Source organism: Mycolicibacter kumamotonensis (assembly GCF_002086285.1).
Taxonomy (GTDB): Bacteria; Actinomycetota; Actinomycetes; order Mycobacteriales; family Mycobacteriaceae; genus Mycobacterium; species Mycobacterium kumamotonense.
In genome coordinates, this window is record NZ_MVHU01000001.1 from 319,363 (window position 1) to 341,306 (window position 21,944).

19 protein-coding genes and 1 pseudogene are annotated in these 21,944 nt (G+C 64.5%); 17 read left to right on the top strand and 3 right to left on the bottom strand.

From position 1 onward, the window contains the following. Positions 1-41: 41 nt before the first annotated feature. The 6 genes from BST28_RS01350 (at position 42) to BST28_RS01375 (ending at position 6,134) form a co-directional block, all read left to right on the top strand. Positions 42-317: a hypothetical protein gene (locus BST28_RS01350; protein WP_065288501.1), complete on the top strand. Its 276-nt coding sequence runs from the start codon at positions 42-44 to the stop codon at positions 315-317. Positions 318-672: 355 nt separating this feature from the next. Continuing rightward, on the top strand, positions 673-1,209 hold the full coding sequence (locus tag BST28_RS01355) for a YbhB/YbcL family Raf kinase inhibitor-like protein (protein ID WP_019736237.1): 537 nt from the start codon (positions 673-675) through the stop codon (positions 1,207-1,209). Positions 1,210-1,239: 30 nt separating this feature from the next. Then, positions 1,240-1,704, top strand: coding sequence for a gluconate 2-dehydrogenase subunit 3 family protein (locus tag BST28_RS01360; protein WP_065288502.1), 465 nt, complete (start codon positions 1,240-1,242; stop codon positions 1,702-1,704). Positions 1,705-1,751: 47 nt separating this feature from the next. After that, positions 1,752-3,350: a GMC family oxidoreductase gene (locus BST28_RS01365; RefSeq protein ID WP_065288503.1), complete on the top strand. Its 1,599-nt coding sequence runs from the start codon at positions 1,752-1,754 to the stop codon at positions 3,348-3,350. Positions 3,351-3,469: 119 nt separating this feature from the next. Next, on the top strand, positions 3,470-3,760 hold the full coding sequence (locus BST28_RS01370; protein ID WP_131813836.1) for a hypothetical protein: 291 nt from the start codon (positions 3,470-3,472) through the stop codon (positions 3,758-3,760). Between the two features lie 31 nt (positions 3,761-3,791). After that, positions 3,792-6,134, top strand: a complete 2,343-nt coding sequence (locus BST28_RS01375; RefSeq protein WP_065288505.1) for a thiamine pyrophosphate-binding protein — start codon at positions 3,792-3,794, stop codon at positions 6,132-6,134. A gap of 7 nt (positions 6,135-6,141) precedes the next feature. Here the strand turns inward: BST28_RS01375 and BST28_RS01380 are convergent, their stop codons facing one another. Then, positions 6,142-6,399: a hypothetical protein gene (locus BST28_RS01380; RefSeq protein WP_083079537.1), complete on the bottom strand. Its 258-nt coding sequence runs from the start codon at positions 6,397-6,399 to the stop codon at positions 6,142-6,144. A 265-nt stretch (positions 6,400-6,664) separates the two neighbouring features. Here BST28_RS01380 and BST28_RS01385 point away from each other — a divergent pair, with 265 nt between their 5' ends. The 6 genes from BST28_RS01385 to BST28_RS01410 all read left to right on the top strand — a co-directional run bounded on the left by BST28_RS01385 (position 6,665) and on the right by BST28_RS01410 (position 13,920). Further along, entirely contained in the window at positions 6,665-8,338 is a 1,674-nt protein-coding gene (locus tag BST28_RS01385) for a ferritin family protein (protein ID WP_109510928.1), read from the top strand. A gap of 88 nt (positions 8,339-8,426) precedes the next feature. Further along, entirely contained in the window at positions 8,427-9,482 is a 1,056-nt protein-coding gene (locus BST28_RS01390; RefSeq protein WP_065288507.1) for an NADH:ubiquinone reductase (Na(+)-transporting) subunit F, read from the top strand. Between the two features lie 25 nt (positions 9,483-9,507). Beyond that, on the top strand, positions 9,508-10,677 hold the full coding sequence (locus BST28_RS01395; RefSeq protein WP_065288508.1) for a ferritin family protein: 1,170 nt from the start codon (positions 9,508-9,510) through the stop codon (positions 10,675-10,677). A gap of 52 nt (positions 10,678-10,729) precedes the next feature. Continuing rightward, entirely contained in the window at positions 10,730-11,128 is a 399-nt protein-coding gene (mimD, locus tag BST28_RS01400) for a propane 2-monooxygenase effector subunit MimD (protein ID WP_019734964.1), read from the top strand. 101 nt (positions 11,129-11,229) lie between these two features. Continuing rightward, positions 11,230-12,918, top strand: a complete 1,689-nt coding sequence (gene groL, locus BST28_RS01405; protein WP_019734965.1) for a chaperonin GroEL — start codon at positions 11,230-11,232, stop codon at positions 12,916-12,918. A gap of 465 nt (positions 12,919-13,383) precedes the next feature. Then, positions 13,384-13,920, top strand: a complete 537-nt coding sequence (locus BST28_RS01410) for an iron-sulfur cluster assembly protein (protein ID WP_065288509.1) — start codon at positions 13,384-13,386, stop codon at positions 13,918-13,920. 118 nt (positions 13,921-14,038) lie between these two features. Here the strand turns inward: BST28_RS01410 and BST28_RS01415 are convergent, their stop codons facing one another. Both BST28_RS01415 and BST28_RS01420 read right to left on the bottom strand, forming a co-directional pair. Next, complete coding sequence (locus BST28_RS01415; protein ID WP_029248756.1) at positions 14,039-15,064, bottom strand: NAD(P)-dependent alcohol dehydrogenase; 1,026 nt, start codon at positions 15,062-15,064, stop codon at positions 14,039-14,041. Positions 15,065-15,234: 170 nt separating this feature from the next. After that, positions 15,235-16,995: a sigma-54-dependent Fis family transcriptional regulator gene (locus tag BST28_RS01420; RefSeq protein WP_065288510.1), complete on the bottom strand. Its 1,761-nt coding sequence runs from the start codon at positions 16,993-16,995 to the stop codon at positions 15,235-15,237. 180 nt (positions 16,996-17,175) lie between these two features. Between BST28_RS01420 and BST28_RS25005 the strand changes: the two genes are divergently transcribed. The 5 genes and pseudogenes from BST28_RS25005 to BST28_RS01445 all read left to right on the top strand — a co-directional run. Then, on the top strand, positions 17,176-18,576 hold the full coding sequence (locus tag BST28_RS25005) for a PPE family protein, SVP subgroup (protein ID WP_083079539.1): 1,401 nt from the start codon (positions 17,176-17,178) through the stop codon (positions 18,574-18,576). Then, positions 18,573-19,982, top strand: a complete 1,410-nt coding sequence (locus BST28_RS01430) for a PPE family protein (RefSeq protein WP_065288512.1) — start codon at positions 18,573-18,575, stop codon at positions 19,980-19,982. Before BST28_RS25005 ends, BST28_RS01430 begins: the two co-directional genes overlap by 4 nt. A 5-nt stretch (positions 19,983-19,987) precedes the next feature. Beyond that, positions 19,988-21,334: a PPE family protein gene (locus BST28_RS01435; RefSeq protein WP_083079582.1), complete on the top strand. Its 1,347-nt coding sequence runs from the start codon at positions 19,988-19,990 to the stop codon at positions 21,332-21,334. Between the two features lie 155 nt (positions 21,335-21,489). Next, the gene (locus BST28_RS01440; RefSeq protein WP_019739127.1) at positions 21,490-21,789 is read left to right on the top strand and encodes a PE family protein; all 300 of its coding nucleotides are present in this window, start codon (positions 21,490-21,492) and stop codon (positions 21,787-21,789) included. A gap of 62 nt (positions 21,790-21,851) precedes the next feature. After that, positions 21,852-21,944: pseudogene (locus tag BST28_RS01445) on the top strand (WXG100 family type VII secretion target); the annotation flags it as partial.

Sequence of the window (21,944 nt, forward strand, 5' to 3'; positions counted from 1 at the left end):
TGCCATGTCGCCACGTCAGCACGGTGGGTAGCCTCGGTTTCGTGGGTGACATCGCCGAGGTCGACCTCTATACCGCCGCGCTGGCCGGCACGCAGACGGCCGAGGAGGCGTGTGAGCGCCTGGGCGCCGCCGGATGCACGGCCGCCGTGCAGGACGGAGCCGTCATCATCGGGGACGGCGAGGCGAAGGCCAGCCCGTTCGAGGGCGTCAATCAGATCGGCGACGCTTTTTTCCTGTGGTGCCTGCATGACCGGGACGGTGAACTTGTGCGGTGCGTCCCGCGCGGCCCGAACGGCAGTTGCCCGCCCCGGCACTGACCCCGGACACTCCTTTAGCCGCGGCGCGTAGCCCGACCGGGGCCACTGCCCGGCCCGTGCTCGGTGGCCTGCCGCACGCCATTCAATTTGTCTCAGAGTGAGACACAGAAGCGCCGAAACCATCGATTAGATCTGTTGTGCATTAACCCATCCGGCACCGCGCCGGTACGCACGCAGGAGGCGCAATTTTGAACGGGTAAAGCCCGATGACGGCTATTGCCGCGCTGCTCATCCCCATCGAAAATGGCTCCCCACGGATCGCCACCAAGTAGGGCATCGTCAGCGCACTCACGACCCCGCCAAACCTCCTGATTGCCGGGTTACCTCTTCCAACCGCCACCAAAGGAATCCACAAATGGCTGCACGCCCGCCCCTGCCCTTTGATTTTCTGCCCAAGGTACCGACGTTCACGGTGACCAGCACCGAGATCACTGACGGCCAGCCGATGCCCCAGCCGCAGGCATCGGGGAAGTTCGGCGCCGGCGGCGAGGACTGCTCGCCGCACCTGTCCTGGTCCGGATTCCCCGCGGAAACCCAGAGTTTCGCCGTCACCTGCTACGACCCGGACGCTCCGACGCAAAGCGGATTCTGGCACTGGGCGCTGGCCGACATTCCCGCCGACGTGACCGAGCTACCCAGCGGCATAGGCCTGTTAGGAAAACGCGACTTCACCAACGGCGCGATTTCGCTGGCCAACGATGCCGGCCTCCCCGGGTATCTGGGTGCGGCTCCCCCGGCCGGACACGGTCCACACCGCTACATCTTCACCGTGCATGCCGTCGACGTCGCGAGCCTGGGACTTCCCGACGGGGCGACGCCGGCCTTTCTGGGCTTCAACCTGTTCAGCCACACCCTCGCGCGCGCGACGATCATCCCCACATTCGAGCAGTAGCGACCTGACGACGAAACCGAGGCAATAACGATGACCAACCAGAAATTGGCGGATCAAAGAGAATTGTTGTTCCAGGCGCTGGTTCCGGCTGAAGCGGCGAATCTCGTGGCGTTGATGCAGAATATCGTCCCTCATCAGGATCCCGAACTCCGCGAAATCGTCTTCTACACGGCCCTGTGCTTCGATGCGGGCTTGGCCACCGCCACGGCGTTACGGACGGAAGTGCGGGATCTGCTCAAGGAACTCGACCGGCAGGCCGTCACGAATGGGGCAGCGTCCTTCGCCGCGGCAACTCCAGAAGTCCAGAAATCATTGCTGACCGCAATAGAAGAGCGGCCGATTTTCCAACAGATCGTCTACGCGACGGTCAGCGATTTTTACAATCGGCACATCGTCTGGGAAGCCATCGGTTACCCGGGATTAGCCCAGCGGGATGGCAAAGGCTACATCAACCAGGGATTTGATGTTCTCGATTGGGCCGAGGCTACGGTCTGACCGCGAAAACGCGAACGCATTTGCTTGATATCGAAAGAAGACATCACATGGCTAGAACTGCACTGAAAGTACCTCTGGACGAGGCCGTCGAGGTCGTCGTCATCGGAACGGGAGCCGGAGGCGGCAACGTCATCCGTGAACTCTGCCTCGCCGGCGTACGGGTGGTGGCACTGGAGGCCGGTCCGCGCTTGGACGCCGACAACGACTTCGAAGAAGACGAAGTCGGGATGTACCACAAACTGAGTTGGCTCGATCCAGTCGGTGTGAGCGGACCCGATATCAGCGGAAGCGCGGCCTGGATCTGTAAGACGGTCGGGGGCAGCACAACTCACTGGGCGGGCGCCGCACTTCGCTGGCAACCGCATGAATTCAAGGCCAAGACCACCTACGGCGACGTCGAAGGCGCCGACCTCGTTGACTGGCCGATCGACTACGACACCCTCGCCCCCTACTACGACAAGGCCGAAAAGCTGCTCGGTGTGGCGGGGGCTGTCACCAAGCTGCCCAAGGGCAACACGAATTTCCTGGCCCTCAAGCACGGGGCCGACGCCCTGGGAATCGACGCCAACGCCGGAAATATCGCGATCACCACCGAGGACTACTTGGGTCGCGGTATTTGTACGCAACGCGGCTATTGTTTCCAGGGCTGCCGCAACCAGGCCAAGTGGAGCAGCCTGTTCGAAGCGATTCCGACAGCCGAGGACACCGGTTGGCTCGATCTGCGACCGAATTGTCAGGCGCTCTCGATAACGACCGATGACAATGGGCGTGCAAGCGGAGTGGTGTACGCCGATCCGACCGGGCGAATCGTCGAACAGAAGGCCCAGTATGTCGTCGTCGCCGGCAACAGCATCCAGACACCTCGACTGCTGCTCAATTCGGCCACACCGCGCTTTCCGGACGGTCTGGCGAACGGTAGCGGCGCCGTCGGCCGCTACTACATGCGGCACTTGACCGCCTCCAGCTTCGCCAAATTCCAGCAGCCGGTGCACGCCTACAAGGGCATCACCATGATGGGAATGGTCGATGCATGGCACGACAACCGGCCCGATGAGCGCGGCTTCGTCGGCGGATTCCATCTGGAGACGATCTTCCTCGGCCCCGCTTTCACCGCCGTGTTCGTCGCCCCTGGGCCGTTGACGTCGACCAGCGGTAGCCGCGCCCTCTGGGGTGAGCAGCTGGCCGACCTGATGGAGTCATACACCCACCTCGCCGGCCTGTGGATCGTCGGAGAAGACATGCCACAAGCCGACAACCGGGTCACCGTCGACCCGAACCGCAAGGACCAGTTCGGCATGCCGATTCCGGTGGTCAACTACGCCGACCACCCCAACGACACCGCCATGCGGGAATTCGCCTGGGGCAGGTCCCGCGAGATCTACACCGCCGGCGGCGCGACCAAGGTGTGGGACACGCCGCCTTATCCGGCCACCCACAACATGGGCACCTGCCGGATGGGCTCAGATCCCAGCACCTCGGTGGTCAACGAGTTCGGGCAAGCCCACGAGGTGCCCAACCTGTTCATCGCCGACGGCAGCGTTTTTCCCACGAGTGGGTCGGAGAATCCGACGCTGACGATCAGCGCTCTGGCGATACGACAGGCGGAATACATCACGTCGGTGATGGCCGAGGAAATGGCCGGGTAGCCATGGCGTGTGCAGACCGTTGCCGGCGATCGACAACACGCACGGAGCTTCGGGTCAGGGTGTTTCATAATTTCAATGAGTCGCCCACTCCCTTTCGTTTCGACGACCAGCTCCGTCAGGTGGCGCAGTTCGGCATCAGCATGGATGCCGAGCCGACACCCGGCACAATCCAGACGTTGTTGTCGATCGTCACCGACCAGCTCAATCGTGATGCGGCGACTGCGCTTTGGGGAAACGACCGCAGGTTTCGGCGCGATCACAACCTGTCCGTCGGAGATGTGGTGACCATCGGTGATCAAGCCTGGGCCTACGACCCGACGGGTTGGCGCCGGGTGACGGTGCTCGACGACCAGATCTGGGTGGAGGTAGGGCGCACCCGAAGCGGCGATCCGCTGCTCTCTCGGGTGTGAGAACAACACCGTAATGCCTCACGAAGCTCCGATGAGCACCACGGTGGCCGCAGCGACCAACGATCGAGCACCCGCCACACCCACTCGATCCGTTGAACCACTCGCCGATGTCGAGCGCCGGGTGCTCTGGCTCTCGACGGCGATGATTCACCATGCCAATCGGGTTCGCCCGAACAGGTCGGGGATCAAGGTCGGCGGCCACCAGGCGTCGTGTGCATCGCTGGTCACGATCATGACGTCGCTCTGGTTCGACCAGCTGCGGCCGGACGACCGGGTGTCGGTGAAACCGCATGCGGCGCCGGTGCTTCACGCGATCAACTACCTGCTGGGAAGGCTCGACCAGAAGTACCTGACCACCCTGCGGGAGTTCGGCGGCCTGCAGTCCTACCCGAGCAGGGAGAAGGATCCGGACCCCGTGGACTATTCCACCGGATCGGTGGGCATCGGTGCCACCGCACCGATTTGGGGTGCCGTCGCCCGGCGCTATGTCAACACCGTGACCGGTCAGATCGCCTCTGGCCGGCAGTATTCCCTGGTCGGAGATGCCGAGCTGGATGAAGGCGCGGTGTGGGAGGCGATCATGGATCCCTCGATCGCCGAACTCGGCGAAATCGTGTGGATCGTCGACCTGAATCGACAGTCGCTGGATCGCGTGGTTCCCAGTATCGCGGCGGGGCGACTGGAGGCGATGTTCGCCGCCGCAGGCTGGCAGGTCATCGTGGTGACGTTCGGCAGGCTGTTGCGGCAGCTCTTCGCCCGACCCGGCGGCACGGCGTTGCGCACCCGGCTCTTGGAGATGTCCAATCCCGAATACCAACGACTGCTGCGCTGCAGCCCCGAGACGTTGCGCATCCGGCTGCCCGGGACCGGGGCCGACGCCGGCGCCATCGCGGGACTGATCGCCGACCTCGACGACGCCACCCTCGCCAGCGCCATCAGCAACCTCGGTGGCCACGACCTTGAGGCGCTCCGAGCCGCCTACGCGCAGATCGACGACACGCGACCGACGGTGATCATCGCCTACACCGTGAAGGGTTACGGGCTGCCGTCGCAGGGGCACCCGCAGAACCACTCCTCCCTGCTGACGGTCGAGCAGTTTCAGCGACTGGCCGCCGATCTCGACGCGAACCCGGAGAAGCCCTGGGACCGTTTCGAACCGGACTCCCCCGCGGGACGTCTCTGCGCCGCCACCGCGGCACGGTTGCACCGCAGCCTTCCTGATCCTGTCGCACCACCGAAAGCGCCCACCGACATCGGCCGGACACCGAAGGGAATCTCGACGACGCAGGCCGCGCTGGGCCGGGTCCTCCTGGACCTGACCAGGGATGCGCCGCAGGTGGCCCGGCGGATCGTCACCATCAGCCCGGACGTCAGTTCCTCGACGAACCTGGCCGGGTGGCTGAACAAGGTGGGCGTCTGGTCGCCGACTGAGCGGCCGGACTGGTTCGCCGACGATCCCGAAACGATCATGCATTGGCGTGAGAAACCCACCGGCCAACACGTCGAACTCGGTATCGCCGAGGTCAACCTGGTCGGGCTGATGAGCGAGCTCGGCGCCACCTGGAGCCGGTGGGGTCACGCCCTGTTCCCGATCGGCGTCCTCTACGACCCGTTCGTCGAACGGGCCTTGGAACCATGGTCGTTCGGCATCTACGCAGGCGGTCAATCGATCCTGGTGGGCACACCCTCCGGCGTCAGCCTGGCCCCGGAGGGCGGTGCCCATCAATCGATCAAGACACCGTCGATCGGGATCGAGCAGCCCGGTTGCGTCAGCTATGAACCGGCGTTCGCGATCGAGGTGGAGTGGACGGTGCTGGAGTCCATTTCGCGGCTGGGGCGTCCCGACGGCAGCTCTTCGTATGTCCGGTTGTCCACTCGCCCGGTGGACCAGAGTCTGGCTGCTGTGCCGTCGGATCCCGCAGCCCGAGAGCGACGCCGGCGCCAGGTATTGGCCGGAGCCTATACGCTGCGGTCCGTCAAACACCCCGACGTGCAACTGGTCGGTATGGGGGCCATGATCACCGAAGCGCTCGAGGCCGCGGACCGGCTGACCGAGTCGGGAGTCCATGCCGAGGTAGTCTGCGTCACCAGTGCGAGCCGGTTATTCGAGGCGATTCAGGCGCGACGCGGCCTGTGCAACGCACCGACTTGGGTGCTCGATCAGGTCTTCCCCGCCGCGCGGTCAGCGCCGATGGTGACGGTGCTCGACGGCCACCCGCATACCCTTGCCTTCCTGGGCACCGTCAATCAGGTACCCAGCGTGGCCTTGGGCGCCACCAGGTTCGGCCAATCCGGCGATCTGGACGACGTCTACCGGTATCAGGGCATAGACACCGATTCCATCGTTCGTGCCGCCCTCGACGTCATCGCGTGATACGTGCTCAGGCAGGCGGCGACGGTTCCGGGAGAAACTCGGCGCGTAGCGCGGCCAACTCCTCATCACGACGCCGCGTACTGCGGGCGTCGGGGATGGGAGACGAAACGACGCCCAGCGCGGCCAGCAATTCACCCGCAGGTTGCGAGGGATCCCGCTGACCGATCACGGGCCCCAGCCCCTGTTCGGCGAGATGCTTGAACACCAGGTTGACGATCGTCCAGGGGTTGTACGAGACGGGTATTGGTTCCGCTGGCACGTTCACGATCCGACCTCCATCGACTGCTTCTCGCCGGCGGCACGGCCCACAACGGCACCCGGGCAGACCGGCCCGAACACGGTCCCGGTCATCTGCTGCCTCGCCACCACTTTCTTCACCGCGACGCTTTCAACGGTAGGCGATGTAATACCGGGCGCGACGTCTCATATTAAGACACTCGAACAACGGTCGCTGTTCCATTCTGATCCCGGTAGACGCGAGCGGACTTCGCGCTCAGGCGACTACAGCCCAATCAATAAAAGGAGAGGCGATGACACGTCAAAGCGTGGCGAGGGCTCACCAGAAGATACAGGAGTTGTCCTGGGACCCCGTGTATCACGAGCCGGTGTCGCAGTACGGGACCGACTACAAGTTCCACAAGGCAAATAAAAAAGATCCTCTCAAGCAGGTGCTCCGGTCCTACTTCCCGATGCAGGAAGAAAAGGACCACCGCGTCTATGGTGCCGCCGACGGCGCCATCCGCGGCAACATGTTCCGGCAGGTTCAGGAACGCTGGATGGAGTGGCAAAAGCTGTTCTTGTCGATCATCCCGCTTCCGGAGATCTCGGCCGCCCGGGCCATGCCGCTGCTGGTGGATACGGTTCCGAATCCCGAACTGCACAACACCCTGGCGATCCAGATGATCGACGAGGTACGGCACTCGACGATTCAGCAGAATCTCAAGCGCATCTACATGAACAACTACATCGACCCAGCCGGCTTCAACTCCAGCCTCCGGTGCTTCCAGAACAACTATGCCGGCACAATCGGTCGGCAGTTCGCGGAAGGGTTCATCACGGGCGACGCGATTACGGCGGCCAACATCTATCTGCAGCTCGTCGCCGAAACCGCGTTCACCAATGTTCTGTTCGTCGCGATGCCCGGCGAGGCGGCCGCAAACGGCGACTACCTGCTTCCCACCGTGTTCCACTCGGTGCAGTCGGACGAATCGCGTCACATCAGCAACGGCTACGCGACGTTGCTCATGGCACTGTCCGACGAGGACAACCGTGAGCTTCTCGAGCGGGACCTGCGCTACGCGTGGTGGAACAACCACTGTGTCGTCGACGCGGCGATCGGCACCTTCATCGAGTACGGCACGAAGGACCGGCGTAAGGACCGCGAGAGCTACGCCGAGATGTGGCGCCGCTGGATCTACGACGACTACTACCGCAGCTACCTCGTTCCGCTGGAGAAGTACGGCCTGAAGATTCCGCACGATGTGGTCGAAGAGTCGTGGAATCGGATCTGGAACAAGGGCTATGTCCACGAGACCGCCCAGTTCTTCGCCACCGGCTGGATGTGGAACTACTGGCGTATCGACCCGATGACCGACAAGGACTTCGAGTGGTTCGAGTACAAGTATCCGGGCTGGTACGACAAGTACGGCGCCTGGTGGGAGAACTACGCACGACTGTCGAAGCCGCGCGGCAATCTGCCCATCGCCTACGAGGACGTCAACTACTACTACCCGCACCGTTGCTGGACGTGCATGGTTCCCTGCATGATCCGCGAAGACATGGTGTGCGAGAAGGTCGACGACCAGTGGCGGACGTACTGCTCGGAGAACTGCTACTGGACTGATGCGGTGGCGTTCCGACCCACCTACAACGGACGTCCGACGCCCAACATGGGCCAGCTGACGGGCGCCCGTGAATGGGAGACGCTCTACCACGGGTGGAACAACGCCGACCTCATGGCGGACGGCGGATACGTACGCGCCGACGGAAAGACCTGCACGGCACAGCCTCATTTGAGTCTGGACCCGAAGGACATGTGGACGCTGGACGACATCCGAAAGGCCCCGCCGGCCCAGAGCCCCAATGTCCTGATCAACGAAATGACCGACTCCGAGCGTGATCTGTGGGCTCAGGATTACCGACTCGGTGGCCCCGGCGGCCGCTACGCAGACCCGGCAGTTCCGGGCGCAAAGCGCACGGCGTAGCGGCTCGACGGCGGGAGGGATGTTTCGGCGCCAGCGCGGTGTCGAACATCCCTCCCCCTGGGCCAGTAAGGAATTGAAGGAGAAAACGATGGCAGACGAGCATCTCGTGCGCTTCGAGCCGGTGGACCTCGAGATCAAGGTGCCCGAAAACAAGACCATCCTGCAGGCCGCATTCGACCAAGGCATCATGCTGATGCACGGCTGCAAGGAGGGACAGTGCGCCGCGTGCAAGTCGTTCCTCCTCGAGGGCGACCCGGACGATGTCGAGCACGACAAGTATTCGACATTCGCCTTGCCCGACTTCGAACGCGACGAAGGACACGTCCTACTGTGCCGTGCGCACGCCTACGGCGACCTGACGATCGAACTGCTCAATTACGACGAGGAAGTCATCAAATCGGGGATACCGATCCAGGACGCGACGGTCGAAGTGGTGTCGAAGGAGAAGGTCACCCGCGATCTCTGCAATCTTGTTCTGCGACTGGTTGATCCGCCAGCGCTGAAGTTCTTTCCGGGACAGTATGTCGATTTCAAGATCCCCGACACCGACACATTTCGGTCGTTTTCGATGGCCAACACCTGCAACGGTGAGAGCGACCAGCTCGAATTCGTCATCAAGATCTACCCGGACGGCTTCTTCTCGCAGATCCTCGAAAATCAGATCGCGGTGGGCGACCGTCTGGAGATCAGCGGCCCCTACGGCATGTTCACCCTCCGGGACAATCCCGGCGCCGATCTGCTCTTCATCGGCGGAGGTGCCGGAATGGCTCCGATCCTCTCACTGCTCCGATCGATGACAGAACGGGGCATCGATCGGCCGGCGCGCTTCTACTACGGCGCCCGTACCGAAAGCGACCTGTGCTTCGAAGACGAATTGCGTGGATTTGAATCGACCTTTGCCGATTTCCGTTACATCCCCGCGCTTTCGGAGGCAGGAGATGACAGCGCTTGGGAGGGGGCTACCGGTTTCGTCACCGATGTCGTCCGCCGTGACGAGACGAACCTGGACGGCACCGACGTCTACATCTGCGGCCCTCCGCCCATGGTGGAGGCGGCTCTGGAGATCCTGCCCTCGCTCGGAGCCAACGAGAAACGCATCTTCTTTGACAAATTCACCACCACCGGTGAGCTCGAAAACTCCTAACCCACCATCAACCAAGGAGAAATTGATGACTGTCACGTCCGAACGCAGCGTGCCTCGACTCGAATTCACCGACGCCGAGGCCGGCGCGAAGGAGTTCCCCGACTCCGATGCGCGCAGATACAACTACTTCGAGCCCAGTAAACGCAAGCAGTCGCATTACGAAGACGTCACCGTCGACGTGCAGCCCGACCCCCGTCGCTGGCTGGCGCAGGGCTGGCTGTACTCGTTCGCGGACGGCAAAGGCGGATATCCGCTCGACTGGACAGCACTCAAGGCGTGGGGATCCGACCGCAGCGAGCCGGTCCGCAGCCCGGGATCGGGCGGGCAGGGCCACGGCTGGCCGGCGCACGGCTGGCATGAGTTCCGGGACCCGAACGAGGGCTGGGAGCTCACCATGTACCGCTACAACGCTAGCGTGGTGCGGCAGCTGACCCAGAACATCGACGCCGCCCGCCAGACCAAGGCATTCGAGCAGTGGCGCACCAACTGGATCGACTTCGTCGCCCGCCACGTCGGCGCGTGGATGCACGTGAACCACGGACTGGGCATGCATGTCTTTGTCCAGAACAATCGGCGCGGGCCGACGAACATGCACAACACCGCATTCGCCATCAACGGGATGCACCGACTGCGCATGGCCCAGGAACTGGCGCTGTACAACATGACCCTCGCGGACGAACTCGACGGCTTCGACGGGGCGGCGCACCTGTCCGCGTGGAACACCGACAGCGCCTGGCAGGGCGTGCGGGAGACCACCGAGCTGCTGACCGCGACCAATGACTGGGCAGAGGCGATCTTTGCGACCAACATCGTGTTCGAGCCGCTGATCGGCGAGCTGTTCCGCAGCCACCTGGTGCAGCAGGCCGCTCCCGGCAACGGGGACTTCATCACCCCGACCCTGATGGGCGCCGAGGAGTACGACTTCGCCGAGCGCGACTTGTCCTACACGACGCACCTGTTCCAGCTGCTGGTCGACGACAAGGAATTCGCGGCCCACAACAAGGACACCATGCAATCCTGGCTGTCCGCCTGGGTGCCCCGGTGCATCGCCGCGGCCCGGACCCTGCAGCCGCTGTGGTCCCAGCCGGATGTGAAGCCGACACGGTTCGAAGAGAGCCTGGACCGCGTCAAGAACAGGTTCAGCGAACTCGTTTCCGGACTTCACCTTTCCGTCCCCAAAGAACTCGCCCAGTAAACACCGAACGCCCGGCCGAACAAGCCGCCCAACCCGTGAGGAGATTCCCGATATGAGCCCGACAACGCAACGCGAGAACCCCTTGAAGAAGAAGGTGCCCACGACCTACAAGGTCGACAGCACCCCGTCGAACATGTGCGGGTTCACGCTGATGAACAACCAGGTCGGTGAGGTCATGGCGGAGGTCATGCGCGGCAAGGACAACGTCAGCGTCACTTCTCCGCTGCCCTCGCTGATCCGGGTCGATGGCAAGGACCGAATCGAGGTCCTCTACGCGGAGATAGACGAGGCAGCCGGTGAGGAGGCCGGCTGGTTCGACCAAGCGGAGTTCGAGGCCAACATGTCGACCCATTATGGGCGGATGGTCTTCCTGGACGACCGCGCGATCGTATTCGCCAACCCCGAGGACGCAGCCGAGTACCTCGACTTCGACCTGGTCGCCCGCGACTAGGGCGTTTGTGGGTGGGCCGCGACGGCCCCGCCGGCCCACCCACAACCGGCCCCGGCAAGTCACAACCATCCCCCGCCAACTGCCAGATCTTAGGAGTCACCATGGCCAAGGAATTACGCTTCGGTCCCACTGCACGCGCGTTGCTGCAATCCGGCGTAGATCAGCTGGCGGATGCGGTGAAGACCACACTCGGCCCCAAGGGCCGCAACGTCATTCTGGAGAAGATCACCGGCTCGCCGGTGGTCACCAACGACGGTGTCACGATCGCGCGTGAGATCCACCTCAAAGACCAGTTCGAGAACATGGGCGCCCAACTGGTCAAAGAGGCGGCGATCAAGACCAACGACGTGGTCGGCGACGGCACGACAACCGCCACGGTGATCGCGCAGGGCATCGTGCGCGAAGGCATGACCGCGATCGCCCGAGGGGGCAATCCGGTACTGGTCAAACGCGGCATCGATATGGCCGTGGGCCGGCTGGTCGAGCATCTGAAATCCGTGGCGCAGCCGGTACGCACCGAACATGACCTGGCTCGCATCGCCGCGATCTCGGCCAACGACGACGATGTCGTCGGCGCTGTGATCGCCAAGGCGTTGCACACCGTCGGCGAGTTGGGCGTGGTCACAGTGGAGGAAGCCGGCGAGCCCGGCATGAGCGCGAGCTTCGTCGAGGGTTTCCAATTCGACAACGGATATCTGTCGCCCTACATGGTCACCAATCCGGCCGGCATGGAGGCTGTCGTCGACGACCCTTACATCCTGCTGTGCAGCGAGAAGATCTCCAAAGTCCAAGAGATCATGCCGCTGCTGGACAAGATCATGCGCGCGCCCCGGCCGCTGGTGATCCTCGCCGAAAGCCTCGAGGGTTCCGCGCTGAGCATGCTGGTGCAGAACCATGTCAACGGCCTGTTCCAATGTGTCGCCGTGCGCGCCCCGGGCTTCGGGGATCGTCGCCTCGAGAAACTCGAAGACATCGCAGCACTCACCGGGGGCGCGGTGTTCAGCCGGCACTCGGGGTTCTCGCTGGAATCGATGACGGTCGAGCAGCTCGGTCGCGCGAAGCAGGTGCGGGTCACCGCCGACAACACCACCATCATCGGTGGGGCGTCGGCCGACCAGGTGGATTTCCGGCTCACCCAGCTGCGGGCCGAACGCGAGCGGGCCACCTATTTCCGTGACAGCGACGTGTTGACCGAACGAATCGCCGCGCTGTCAGGCAAAGTCGCGATGATCACCGTCGGCGCACCGACCCCGGCAGAGCTCAAGGAATTGCAGCATCGCGTCGAGGACGCGCTGTCTGCCACCCGGGCAGCGATGGCCGAGGGCATCGTCGCCGGCGGCGGTGCCACGTTGTTGCACGCGGCCCATGTTTTGGATGAGCTCGACGTCAAAAACGATTACGCCACCGGTGTCGACATCGTGCGCCGTACCCTGACAGCGCCCGCGTATCTCATTGCCGCCAATGCCGGTTACGATCCCGACGAGGTGGTTGCCCGCACCCTCGAGCTCGGCGCCGACGAGGGATTCGACGCGCTTGACGGCCGCTTCGGGAACATGATCGAATTCGGCATCATCGACCCTCTGCGGGTAGTCCGTTCTGCGCTTCAGAACGGTGCATCGGTGGCCGGGCTACTGCTCACCACCAACACCCTGGTTGCCGAGGAACAGACCTCCTGGGGTGGCAGCGCAGCCCTGATGACCGAATTCGGGCCCCTCGATGAGGGTTTGCGACAGCCCTCCCCAGACGCCAGTACCCCACAGTCCCTGGGTCTGGGCCCGTCGACCAGCTGATCATATCGACCACCCCGGTGAAGACGTTCCGGTTCGGCCGGCGCTCCTCCCCCCTGGCGCCGCCGGGCCGGAACGTCACCAAATCCCTGGTGTGCGTGTCGGATCGAGCCGAACAATCTCACACTGAGACGTCCCGGCCAGGTGATCGGATTATTGTCATCAAGACAGGTAAAGCGGTATATGACACTTCCTGTGAGTCGTCACACGGACCCACCCTTCGGGTGGAGGCGAGACTCTACCTGTACTGGAGCACACCTCCGGGGTATTTGACCGGACGGCCCGTTTGAGTCGGGCGTGTGCGCGAAGTTGCCGGCGGTCCCACTCGATGCTGTTGCGCATCAATGGATATCCCCGCCGATGCGGGTAGCCGGCACATAGACCTGGGTGGTCCGAGGGGTGGCGCGGCCTCCTCGGATCACCCACTCAAGGCTGCGCGATCCGACAGCGGAATGGAGGTCCGGTGATATGAGCGAATCCACGATGTCATTGGAGGCACAGATACTGGCGGTACTGTCGACCGTCCCCACCCCCGAATCGGATCAGACGATTGCCGAGCTGGGGTACGTGCGAACGGTCACCGTCGACGACAACGGGGTCACCATCAATCTGAAGGTGCCGCCGGTATCGAGCTCGGAGAGTCGCGCCTATCTGAGTGCCTTCGAGATTCAGAACGCGCTCCGGGGAGTCGAGGGTATCGGTGCGGTCGAGGTCGTCGTGGACGACCATCCCGACGGCGACACGCTCAACGCCGACCCCGCTTTGCTTCGCCAGGTGTACCGGGCGGCGCTGGAACGGTGCATCTCGGCGCTCGTGCAGCGGGACTCACTGGCCCCCTCAGCGGTCCGGCGTCTCATCCTTCGCGATCTGCCTGAAGGCCGCGACAAGACGCGATTGCTCCACTGCCGTTACGCCCTTGGACTGAGCATGTGCCTGAACAGCAGGCTCTTCGTCGACCACGACGGTAAGCCGTTGTCGGCCGACGAGTTCCGCATGCCCGCGTGACCCCGGTCCCGGCGTAGCGCAGCGCGCGCCCCCATCCGGGCTGTCAGATGAGCCTACGTCGCCGCGTCGGCCCGGGGGGACGTCTGTCCGGCGGGGCCGACAACGGCATTGGGCGGTATCACGGGATGAGGATCGCCCTTCCCTGCACCAGCCCTGCATCGAGATCGTCTAGGGCACGCTGGAATTCATCGAGTCGGTACTCGGTTGTGTGCAGCACGACCTTGCGCTGCGCCGCCAGCACCATCAGCTCCTGCAGGTCGTTGTAGGAACCGACGAGATTTCCGATGAAGTTGATCTCTTTGGAGATGATCTCGATGGTGGGTACATCGATATTCTCCCCGTACCCGACCACGAAGTAGTTGCCGGCGCGGCCGAGCATGGCTATGCCCTCCCGGGTCGCGCCGCCCTCGCCGACGAAGTCGAGCACGGCTTCGGCCCCACGCCCTCCGGTCAGGTCGAGCACTCGCTGCACGTGGCCGCCGTCGGCCACGATCCCCTCATCGGCTCCTACCGACACGGCCAGCTCGACCGCCGACGGGTTGCGATCCACCACCACGACCGTGACGCCCGAGATCGCCTTCAGCACTTGGATTCCGATATGCCCCAGCCCGCCCGCGCCGATGACGACGCAGACATCTCCTGGGCGAGTCACCCGGGCGACCTTGGCGGCGGCGTGGTAGGCGGTCAGCCCCGCGTCCGCAAGTGCGGCGACATCGGACGGTTCAAGGCTGTCGTCGAGCTTCACGACGCTACGCGCGCTGGTTCGCAGGTACTCGGCGTAGCCTCCATTGGTATCCACGCCCGGAAATTGACTGTTCGCGCAGTGCACGTCATCGCCGAAGCGGCACGCACGGCAAAGCCCGCAGGTCAGCAGTGGGTGCAGGATCACCTTGTCCCCCACCGCGACATTGGTGACCGCATCGCCGACAGCGTGGACCCACCCTGCGTTCTCATGGCCGATCGTGTACGGAAGCCCGACGCCGGTGATTTCCGCCCACTGGCCTTCCAGGATATGAAGGTCGGTGCGGCATACCCCGGCAGCACCGACACGGACTATCACATCCAGCGGTCCTTCAATCGCGGGATCCGGTACCTCAACAAGCTGCGGCTTGGTGTGGTAGCCGACGACCTGGACTGCCTTCATTGCGAACTCCTCGCCATGGGTCTGATGGACTGGTGTACCGGTGCCCATGATCGCCACGCGAGTGGCACCGCCATGACGTATTGAATCGCGTGTCGGCGCGCATAGGCGTCTCAGTCTGAGACCTGCAACCCGGGCGGCGGCACCGGTTTCAGCGCATCGCGCGGCCAGAGTCAGACGATGCCGAACTGGTTGATCTTGCGGTAGATGGTGGCACGCGACATGCCCAGCGCCCGAGCGGCAGCGGCCTTATCGCCATTGGCTTCGAGCAGACTGCGAACAATCGCATCTCGCTCCAGCGCCTCGAGAGCGGTCAACCTGTGCCGAGCCAAGGAGCGGCACTCTGCCGGCAACCGGTCCACACCGATGACCCCCGACCGCTGCAAGGCGACGGTCTCGGCCAGCACTCTGCGCAGTTGCGCCACATTGCCCGGCCATGCCAGTTTCGCCAACTGATGCATGGCTTCAGGGGCCAGACGCACCTCCGCGCCGCGGGTCAACTCGCGCAGCAACATTGGCACCAAATCCTCGATATCGTCGATACGGTGCCGTAGCGGTGGAACGACGGCGGTGTGGGTGAACAGCGGCACCACCTGCATGTGCACCAGCGACGAGGGCTTCCCGACGTCTCTGGTCACGGCGACCCAGCCATGCCCCGCACGGGCCTGCAGGATCGCCGCCAGATGCTCAACCGAATTGTCCGGCAGATCGTCGATGTCGCCGAGTACCAGGGCAAAATCGTCGTCGGCGGTTTGGTTTTCGACTTCAGCGACGAAATCCTCTGCGCTGCCGCACTTATCCAGACGGACCACGCGAACAGCCCGTTGCGGCATCACGTATTGGGCAACCGCTTGACCCAGCTTGGCGCGTCCCGATCCGCGCTCTCCCTCGATGACCACCCAGTTCCGTTCGCGGCAACACTGTTCAACCAGTTGGCAACAACGCCGCCACGAACTACTGCGTCCGGCCAGCCCGGGAATGTGGCGGGGAACCGCACGCGCCACGACGCGTGCGGCCATCGACTGAATCTGGACCTGAAGCACGGCACTGAACGTCAGGATTCGTTCGACCATGGATATCCGCGCGACGTTGCCGCTCGGCAACGCGACCAGAGTTGTCGGGGCGTCAGCAGCCTGGATCATTTCCAGGGCGTTGCTCAGCAACGCCATCTGATCCGCCGGGTCCAAGGCCTGGCGCAGATTCTGATTCATCAGCACGATGTCGCCACCGACGGCCAGCACATGGCCGGGGTAGCGCCGTGACTGTTGACGGTAGGCCTCCAGCAGGGCGATCTCACCCTCGGTTTTCAGGGTGCTGAGTCGGCCTTCTATTTGACTGCCGACATTCTTGGCCAAGGTGAACTGCATCGGATCGGATTCGTCGGCCCAGCAGGTCAGGTTGACAACACCGAGCACCCGGCCGGTGATCGGATCCCGGACCGGCCTGCCGGCGCACGCCAACCCGGTCAGCGCACCGACATAGTGTTCGCTACCCCGGATGAACGTCGGCCTGCCGCACTCCAGACTGGTGCCGATACCGTTCGTCCCGGTGAATTCTTCGGCGTAGGAATAGCCCGGGGCCAACTGAACCTCGTCGAGCACCCCCAGAATCGTCGGGTCGGTGACCAACCGGTCGAGCACCAGCCCGTCGGCCGACGTCAAGACGATGCCGACCGCGTGAAGTGCCACGTCATCGGCGAGCCGCAGCAGCACCGGATTCGCAGCACGCAGCAGCGGGGCCTCCGCATCGACGTCACGCGGACGTTGCTCATCGAGTCGATCGGGAGCGACCTTGCGCTGCTTGGCCCGCTGCCACGAGTTGATCACATAGGGCTCGACCAGTCCGGACTTGACAGCACCCGTGGCGAGGAACTCGTCCCTGGCCTGCTGTTTTGTCTCTCGATCTTCGGCCACCGCCACTGCCGCCTCAGACATCGACCTACCCCTTGACATCAGCGAACGCCCACCTTTCGCGGGCGTAAGGAAAGTATTTCGCACGTGACACGAGGTGTGGCGATTATCTCAGATTGAGACACCCTCAAGTTGAACCACAGCGTTGCATCTATCTCCATGTCCGGTCTGCCCGCTCAGACCCCAAGTAGATAGGTGGTTGCAGTGGATTTTGGTGTGTTGCCTCCGGAGGTGAACTCCGGGCGGATGTATGCCGGGCCCGGTTCGTCGCCGATGATGGCGGCAGCAACGGCCTGGGACAGGTTGGCAACCGAACTGAGTGCGGCAGCCACCCACTACCAAGACGTGATCACCGAGCTGACCAGCCAAGCCTGGCAAGGCCCGACCGCAACAACAATGGCCGCCGCGGCAGCACCCTACGTGGCATGGATGAGCACCACCGCCACCCAAGCCGAACAAGCCGCCACCCAAGCCAGAGCAGCCGCAGCCGCCTACGAAGCAGCCTTCACCGCCACCGTCCCACCCCCGGTGATCGCCACCAACCGCACCACCTTGGCCACCCTGATCGCAACCAACATCCTCGGCCAAAACACCCCGGCCATCGCCGCCAACCAAGCCGAATACGCCGCAATGTGGGCCCAAGACGCCGGCGCCATGTACAGCTACGCCGCCGCCTCAGCAGCCGCCACCACCCTCACACCCTTTAGCCCACCACCACAAAACACCAACCCCACCGGCGCAACCACCCAAGCCGCCGCCGTCGCCCAAAGCACCGGAACAGCAGCCGGCAACTCCGCGGGTTCCGCATTGCAGGCATTGGCGGCGCCGGCGGCGGCGACAGGTGCGGTTCCGGCGCCGATACAGGCCCTGATCGACGGTTGGCTCGACTTCACCGGCACCCCGCTGATCAGCTCGCTCAATCAGCTGGTGGGAAGTGGCGGACTGACCAGCACCCTGCTCGCCGCGCCGATTTGGGACAGCTCGGCCATGCAGTTCCTCCAGTTCATCGGGATGCTCAACGCCGCCGGTGTCAACGGAGGGGTCTGGGGCGAGGCGGCGGCCGCAGCGGCGCTGCCAGCCGCCGCATTGTCTTCAGAGGTGTCAGGTGCCGGCCTGGGCGGCACACTGGTCGGATCCACCGGGCCGGTTTCGGCCAGCCTGGGACAAGCGGCGTCGATTCGTGGGCTCTCGGTACCGCAGTCGTGGGCCGCCGCACCCGCCCTCGCCGGAGGCGCATCCCCGGCGATCCGACTTGCGTCGGCCGCGGCGCTGCCCAACGCCGGCGGCATGCCCGCAGCACTCGGGGCGCCGTTGATGGGCGGGCTACCTCCGGTGGCCGGGGCGGTCAACGCATCCCAGGGCACCACGACCCGCTCCAATTACCTACCGCGGATGACGGTGTTGCCGCAGACCGGTGACAAGCCCCCCGCCCGGCACGGCGACGCGAGCCAATGGGTCTCGGCGCACGAGGTGATCGCCGACACCGCCGCCGGACTGACCGACGAAGAACGCGCGGAACGCGATGAGCTGCGTCAGGAGATCGCCGAATTGGCGCTGGAGCGTGACGCGGTGGCCTTCCTGCTCCGCGAGGTCAGCCGATCGTGATCGCAGTCGACTACGCGATGTTGCCCCCGGAGGTGAATTCCGGCTGGATGTATTCCGGACCGGGTTCGGGATCGCTGATGGCCGCGGCGGCGGCCTGGAGCAGGCTGGCCGCGGAATTGAGCGCGGCGACAGCCCACTATCAGGACGTCGTCTCAGAACTGGCCGGCGACGTGTGGCGGGGCCCGGCCTCGACGTCGATGACTGCCGCGGCGGCCCCGTTCGTGCACTGGATGGGAACGACGGCCGCCCAGGTCGAGCAGGTGGCCACCCAGGCCAGAGCGGCAGCGGCAGCCTATGAGACGGCATTCGCAGCAATGGTCCCACCATCGGTGATCGCGTCCAACCGGATGATGCTGGCCACCTTGACAGCGACCAATGCGTTCGGGCAGAACACGGCGGCGATCGCGGCGAATCAGGCTGAGTACAGCGAGATGTGGGCTCAGGACGCAGGGGCGATGTACGGCTATGCGAGCGCATCCGCGGCCGCGGCCACGTTGGCGCCCTTCACCCCGCCACCGCAAACCAGCAACCCGGCCGGGGAAACAAACCAGGCTGCCGCCGTAAGCCAAGCCGGCAGCACAGTCGGGTCCTCAGCCGCCTCTGCACTGCAGAGCCTGGCCGCGACACCAGCAACGCAGGGCGCGGTACCCGGGCCGATACAGTCGCTGATCGACGGCTGGCTGGGATTTACCGGCACACCGCTGATCAGCTCCGCCAACCAGCTTGCGGGCAGCTTCGGGCTGTCGATGGTCAATTTCGGTGCCGGCCCGTTCAACAGTTCCGCCTTCCAGATGCTCACCCTGTCCGGGATGCTCGGTGCCGGTGGGGTCAACGGCACCGCGTGGGGCGAGGCGGCCGCTGCGGCCGCGTTGCCAGCCGCTGCACTGACATCCGAGGTGTCCGGGGCGGGAGCCACGTTGGCTGGTTCCTCCAGTCCGGTCTCGGCCAGCCTGGGGCAGGCCCCATCGATTCGCGGGCTCTCGGTGCCGCAGTCCTGGGCGACGGCCCCCGCGGCCCTGGCGTCCAATTCCCCTGCGGCGCTGTATTCCGCTGCGGCCCTGCCGAGTGCGGATCCCGGCGGCTTGCCAGCCACCGCGGTGCGGGCCGGGGGCGTGAGCGGTGACAGGCCGTTGATAGCCGGCGTCGTCAATACGCCGAAGAAGGCCGGTTCCCCCTCCCGCTTCAGGAGCAGGGCGGCCATCGCCTCTCCGTCGGCGGGACGGTCCGGCGCATACCGCGGGACGGCCGACCGCTGGGCCCAGCCGAGCCCCCATACCGCGGTCGTCGCCAGTTCGCTCAGCGACCGTGAACGCCGCGAACTGGAGAGGTTACGCAGTGCCGTCGGCGAATTGACCAAGGAGCGCGATGCGGCCGCACGTCTGATCAGAAAGGAATTTAGGGCATGAGCCTGATGGATTTTGGTGTGTTGCCTCCGGAGGTGAACTCCGGGCGGATGTATGCCGGGCCCGGTTCGTCGCCGATGATGGCGGCAGCAACGGCCTGGGACAGGTTGGCAACCGAACTGAGTGCGGCAGCCACCCACTACCAAGACGTGATCACCGAGCTGACCAGCCAAGCCTGGCAAGGCCCGACCGCAACAACAATGGCCGCCGCGGCAGCACCCTACGTGGCATGGATGAGCACCACCGCCACCCAAGCCGAACAAGCCGCCACCCAAGCCAGAGCAGCCGCAGCCGCCTACGAAGCAGCCTTCACCGCCACCGTCCCACCCCCGGTGATCGCCACCAACCGCACCACCTTGGCCACCCTGATCGCAACCAACATCCTCGGCCAAAACACCCCGGCCATCGCCGCCAACCAAGCCGAATACGCCGCAATGTGGGCCCAAGACGCCGGCGCCATGTACAGCTACGCCGCCGCCTCAGCAGCCGCCACCACCCTCACACCCTTTAGCCCACCACCACAAAACACCAACCCCACCGGCGCAACCACCCAAGCCGCCGCCGTCGCCCAAAGCACCGGAACAGCAGCCGGCAACTCACTGCAGAACATCATCGATCAGATCTTGAATTTCAACCTGGCGGATACGCAGATCGGCAAGGACTTCTTGGCGCTCAACGGGTCGTTTTCCGGGTTGCAGGCCGTTATCGGCGGCCTGGGCTATACCGCTTCCGGATCCATGTTCACCATCGTTCCCGGCGTGAATGCGGCCATCACCGCGTCCTCGGCGATGACATCGGCCATGTCGGCGGCCGGAGTCCTACCGGTCAGTTCGGTGACCACCCTTCCGGAGGCCGGTTCGGTGGGCCGCCTGGTGGGTTCGTCCGGAGCCGGCGGCCAGACATCAGCGACTCTGGGCCGTGCCGGGTCGGTCGGCGGCCTCACGGTGCCGCCGTCATGGGGGTCGGCGGCTTCGCCGCTGGCCGCGGCATCATCGAATGTTCGGCTCGCCGCAGCAGCGGCACCCATGTCGGGTCTGGGCGGCATGCCCGCGGCCCCCGGAGGCTTCATGGGCGGGATGCCGATGCTCGCGGGCGCGGTCAACGCGCCGCGCAGCGGCGAATCCGGCTCCCGTTTCGGCTCCCGGCTCAAGGTGCTCCCGGAACTGGGTGGGCAGCCCGCCGAGGAACCGTCCACCCGGTGGGCAGCACCGGCCCAGCCCGCCGCCACCAGCGGAGCCAGGTTCAGCGAGCGCGACGAACTCAAGGAACTCCGCAAAGTCGCTGCCGAATTGGTCAAAGAACGCGACATTCTGCATCGCTCGGCCGTGGCACTACTCAAAGACGTCTCGAACTAGGCGTCGTCGTGATACCCGCCCGAGCAACGCATTCCTGGAAATGCGCAGAGACCGCAGTGAACCGGTCCCCGCGCGCCGGTGTCCCGGCCCGTCCACCTCCGGCCGCTTGAGCGTTGCGCACCAAGCCAATCAACGAACGAAGAAAGGAAAACCGCATGTCATTCGTGACGACGCAGCCGGAGGATCTGAACTACGCCGCCAACCGCCTGATGAGTATCGGCACCGCGGTCAACGCCGAGAATGCCGGCGCCGCCGGCCCGACCACCGGGGTGATTCCCGCTGCCGCTGACCAGGTTTCGGCACTGACCGCCGCGCAGTTCGCCGCCCACGCCAAGGTCTACCAGGCGGTCAGCGCTCAAGCCAAGGCGATTCACGACCAGTTCGTGCACATGTTGGCGACAAGTGCCGGCTCGTACGAACTCACCGAGGCGGCCAACGCGGCCGCAGCCGGTTAGGGGGCGCCATTTCGATTCTTTCCGTCCAGCGTTATCACCACTTGATGAACAGGAGCTAGAACATGACTACTCGATTTTTGACTGATCCGGACGCGATGCGTGCGATGGCGGGGCGTTTTGATGTGCACGCCCAGACGGTTGAGGATGAGGCCCGG

Bases quoted from the DNA above. Each gene is read 5' to 3' on its own strand.
- BST28_RS01355 (WP_019736237.1), top strand. From the start codon at position 673: ATGGCTGCACGCCCGCCCCTGCCCTTTGATTTTCTGCCCAAGGTACCG.
- BST28_RS01360 (WP_065288502.1), top strand. From the start codon at position 1,240: ATGACCAACCAGAAATTGGCGGATCAAAGAGAATTGTTGTTCCAGGCG.
- BST28_RS01365 (WP_065288503.1), top strand. From the start codon at position 1,752: ATGGCTAGAACTGCACTGAAAGTACCTCTGGACGAGGCCGTCGAGGTC.
- BST28_RS01375 (WP_065288505.1), top strand. From the start codon at position 3,792: ATGAGCACCACGGTGGCCGCAGCGACCAACGATCGAGCACCCGCCACA.
- BST28_RS01385 (WP_109510928.1), top strand. From the start codon at position 6,665: ATGACACGTCAAAGCGTGGCGAGGGCTCACCAGAAGATACAGGAGTTG.
- BST28_RS01390 (WP_065288507.1), top strand. From the start codon at position 8,427: ATGGCAGACGAGCATCTCGTGCGCTTCGAGCCGGTGGACCTCGAGATC.
- BST28_RS01395 (WP_065288508.1), top strand. From the start codon at position 9,508: ATGACTGTCACGTCCGAACGCAGCGTGCCTCGACTCGAATTCACCGAC.
- mimD (WP_019734964.1), top strand. From the start codon at position 10,730: ATGAGCCCGACAACGCAACGCGAGAACCCCTTGAAGAAGAAGGTGCCC.
- groL (WP_019734965.1), top strand. From the start codon at position 11,230: ATGGCCAAGGAATTACGCTTCGGTCCCACTGCACGCGCGTTGCTGCAA.
- BST28_RS01410 (WP_065288509.1), top strand. From the start codon at position 13,384: ATGAGCGAATCCACGATGTCATTGGAGGCACAGATACTGGCGGTACTG.
- BST28_RS01415 (WP_029248756.1), bottom strand. From the start codon at position 15,064: ATGAAGGCAGTCCAGGTCGTCGGCTACCACACCAAGCCGCAGCTTGTT.
- BST28_RS01420 (WP_065288510.1), bottom strand. From the start codon at position 16,995: ATGTCTGAGGCGGCAGTGGCGGTGGCCGAAGATCGAGAGACAAAACAG.
- BST28_RS01435 (WP_083079582.1), top strand. From the start codon at position 19,988: ATGGATTTTGGTGTGTTGCCTCCGGAGGTGAACTCCGGGCGGATGTAT.
- BST28_RS01440 (WP_019739127.1), top strand. From the start codon at position 21,490: ATGTCATTCGTGACGACGCAGCCGGAGGATCTGAACTACGCCGCCAAC.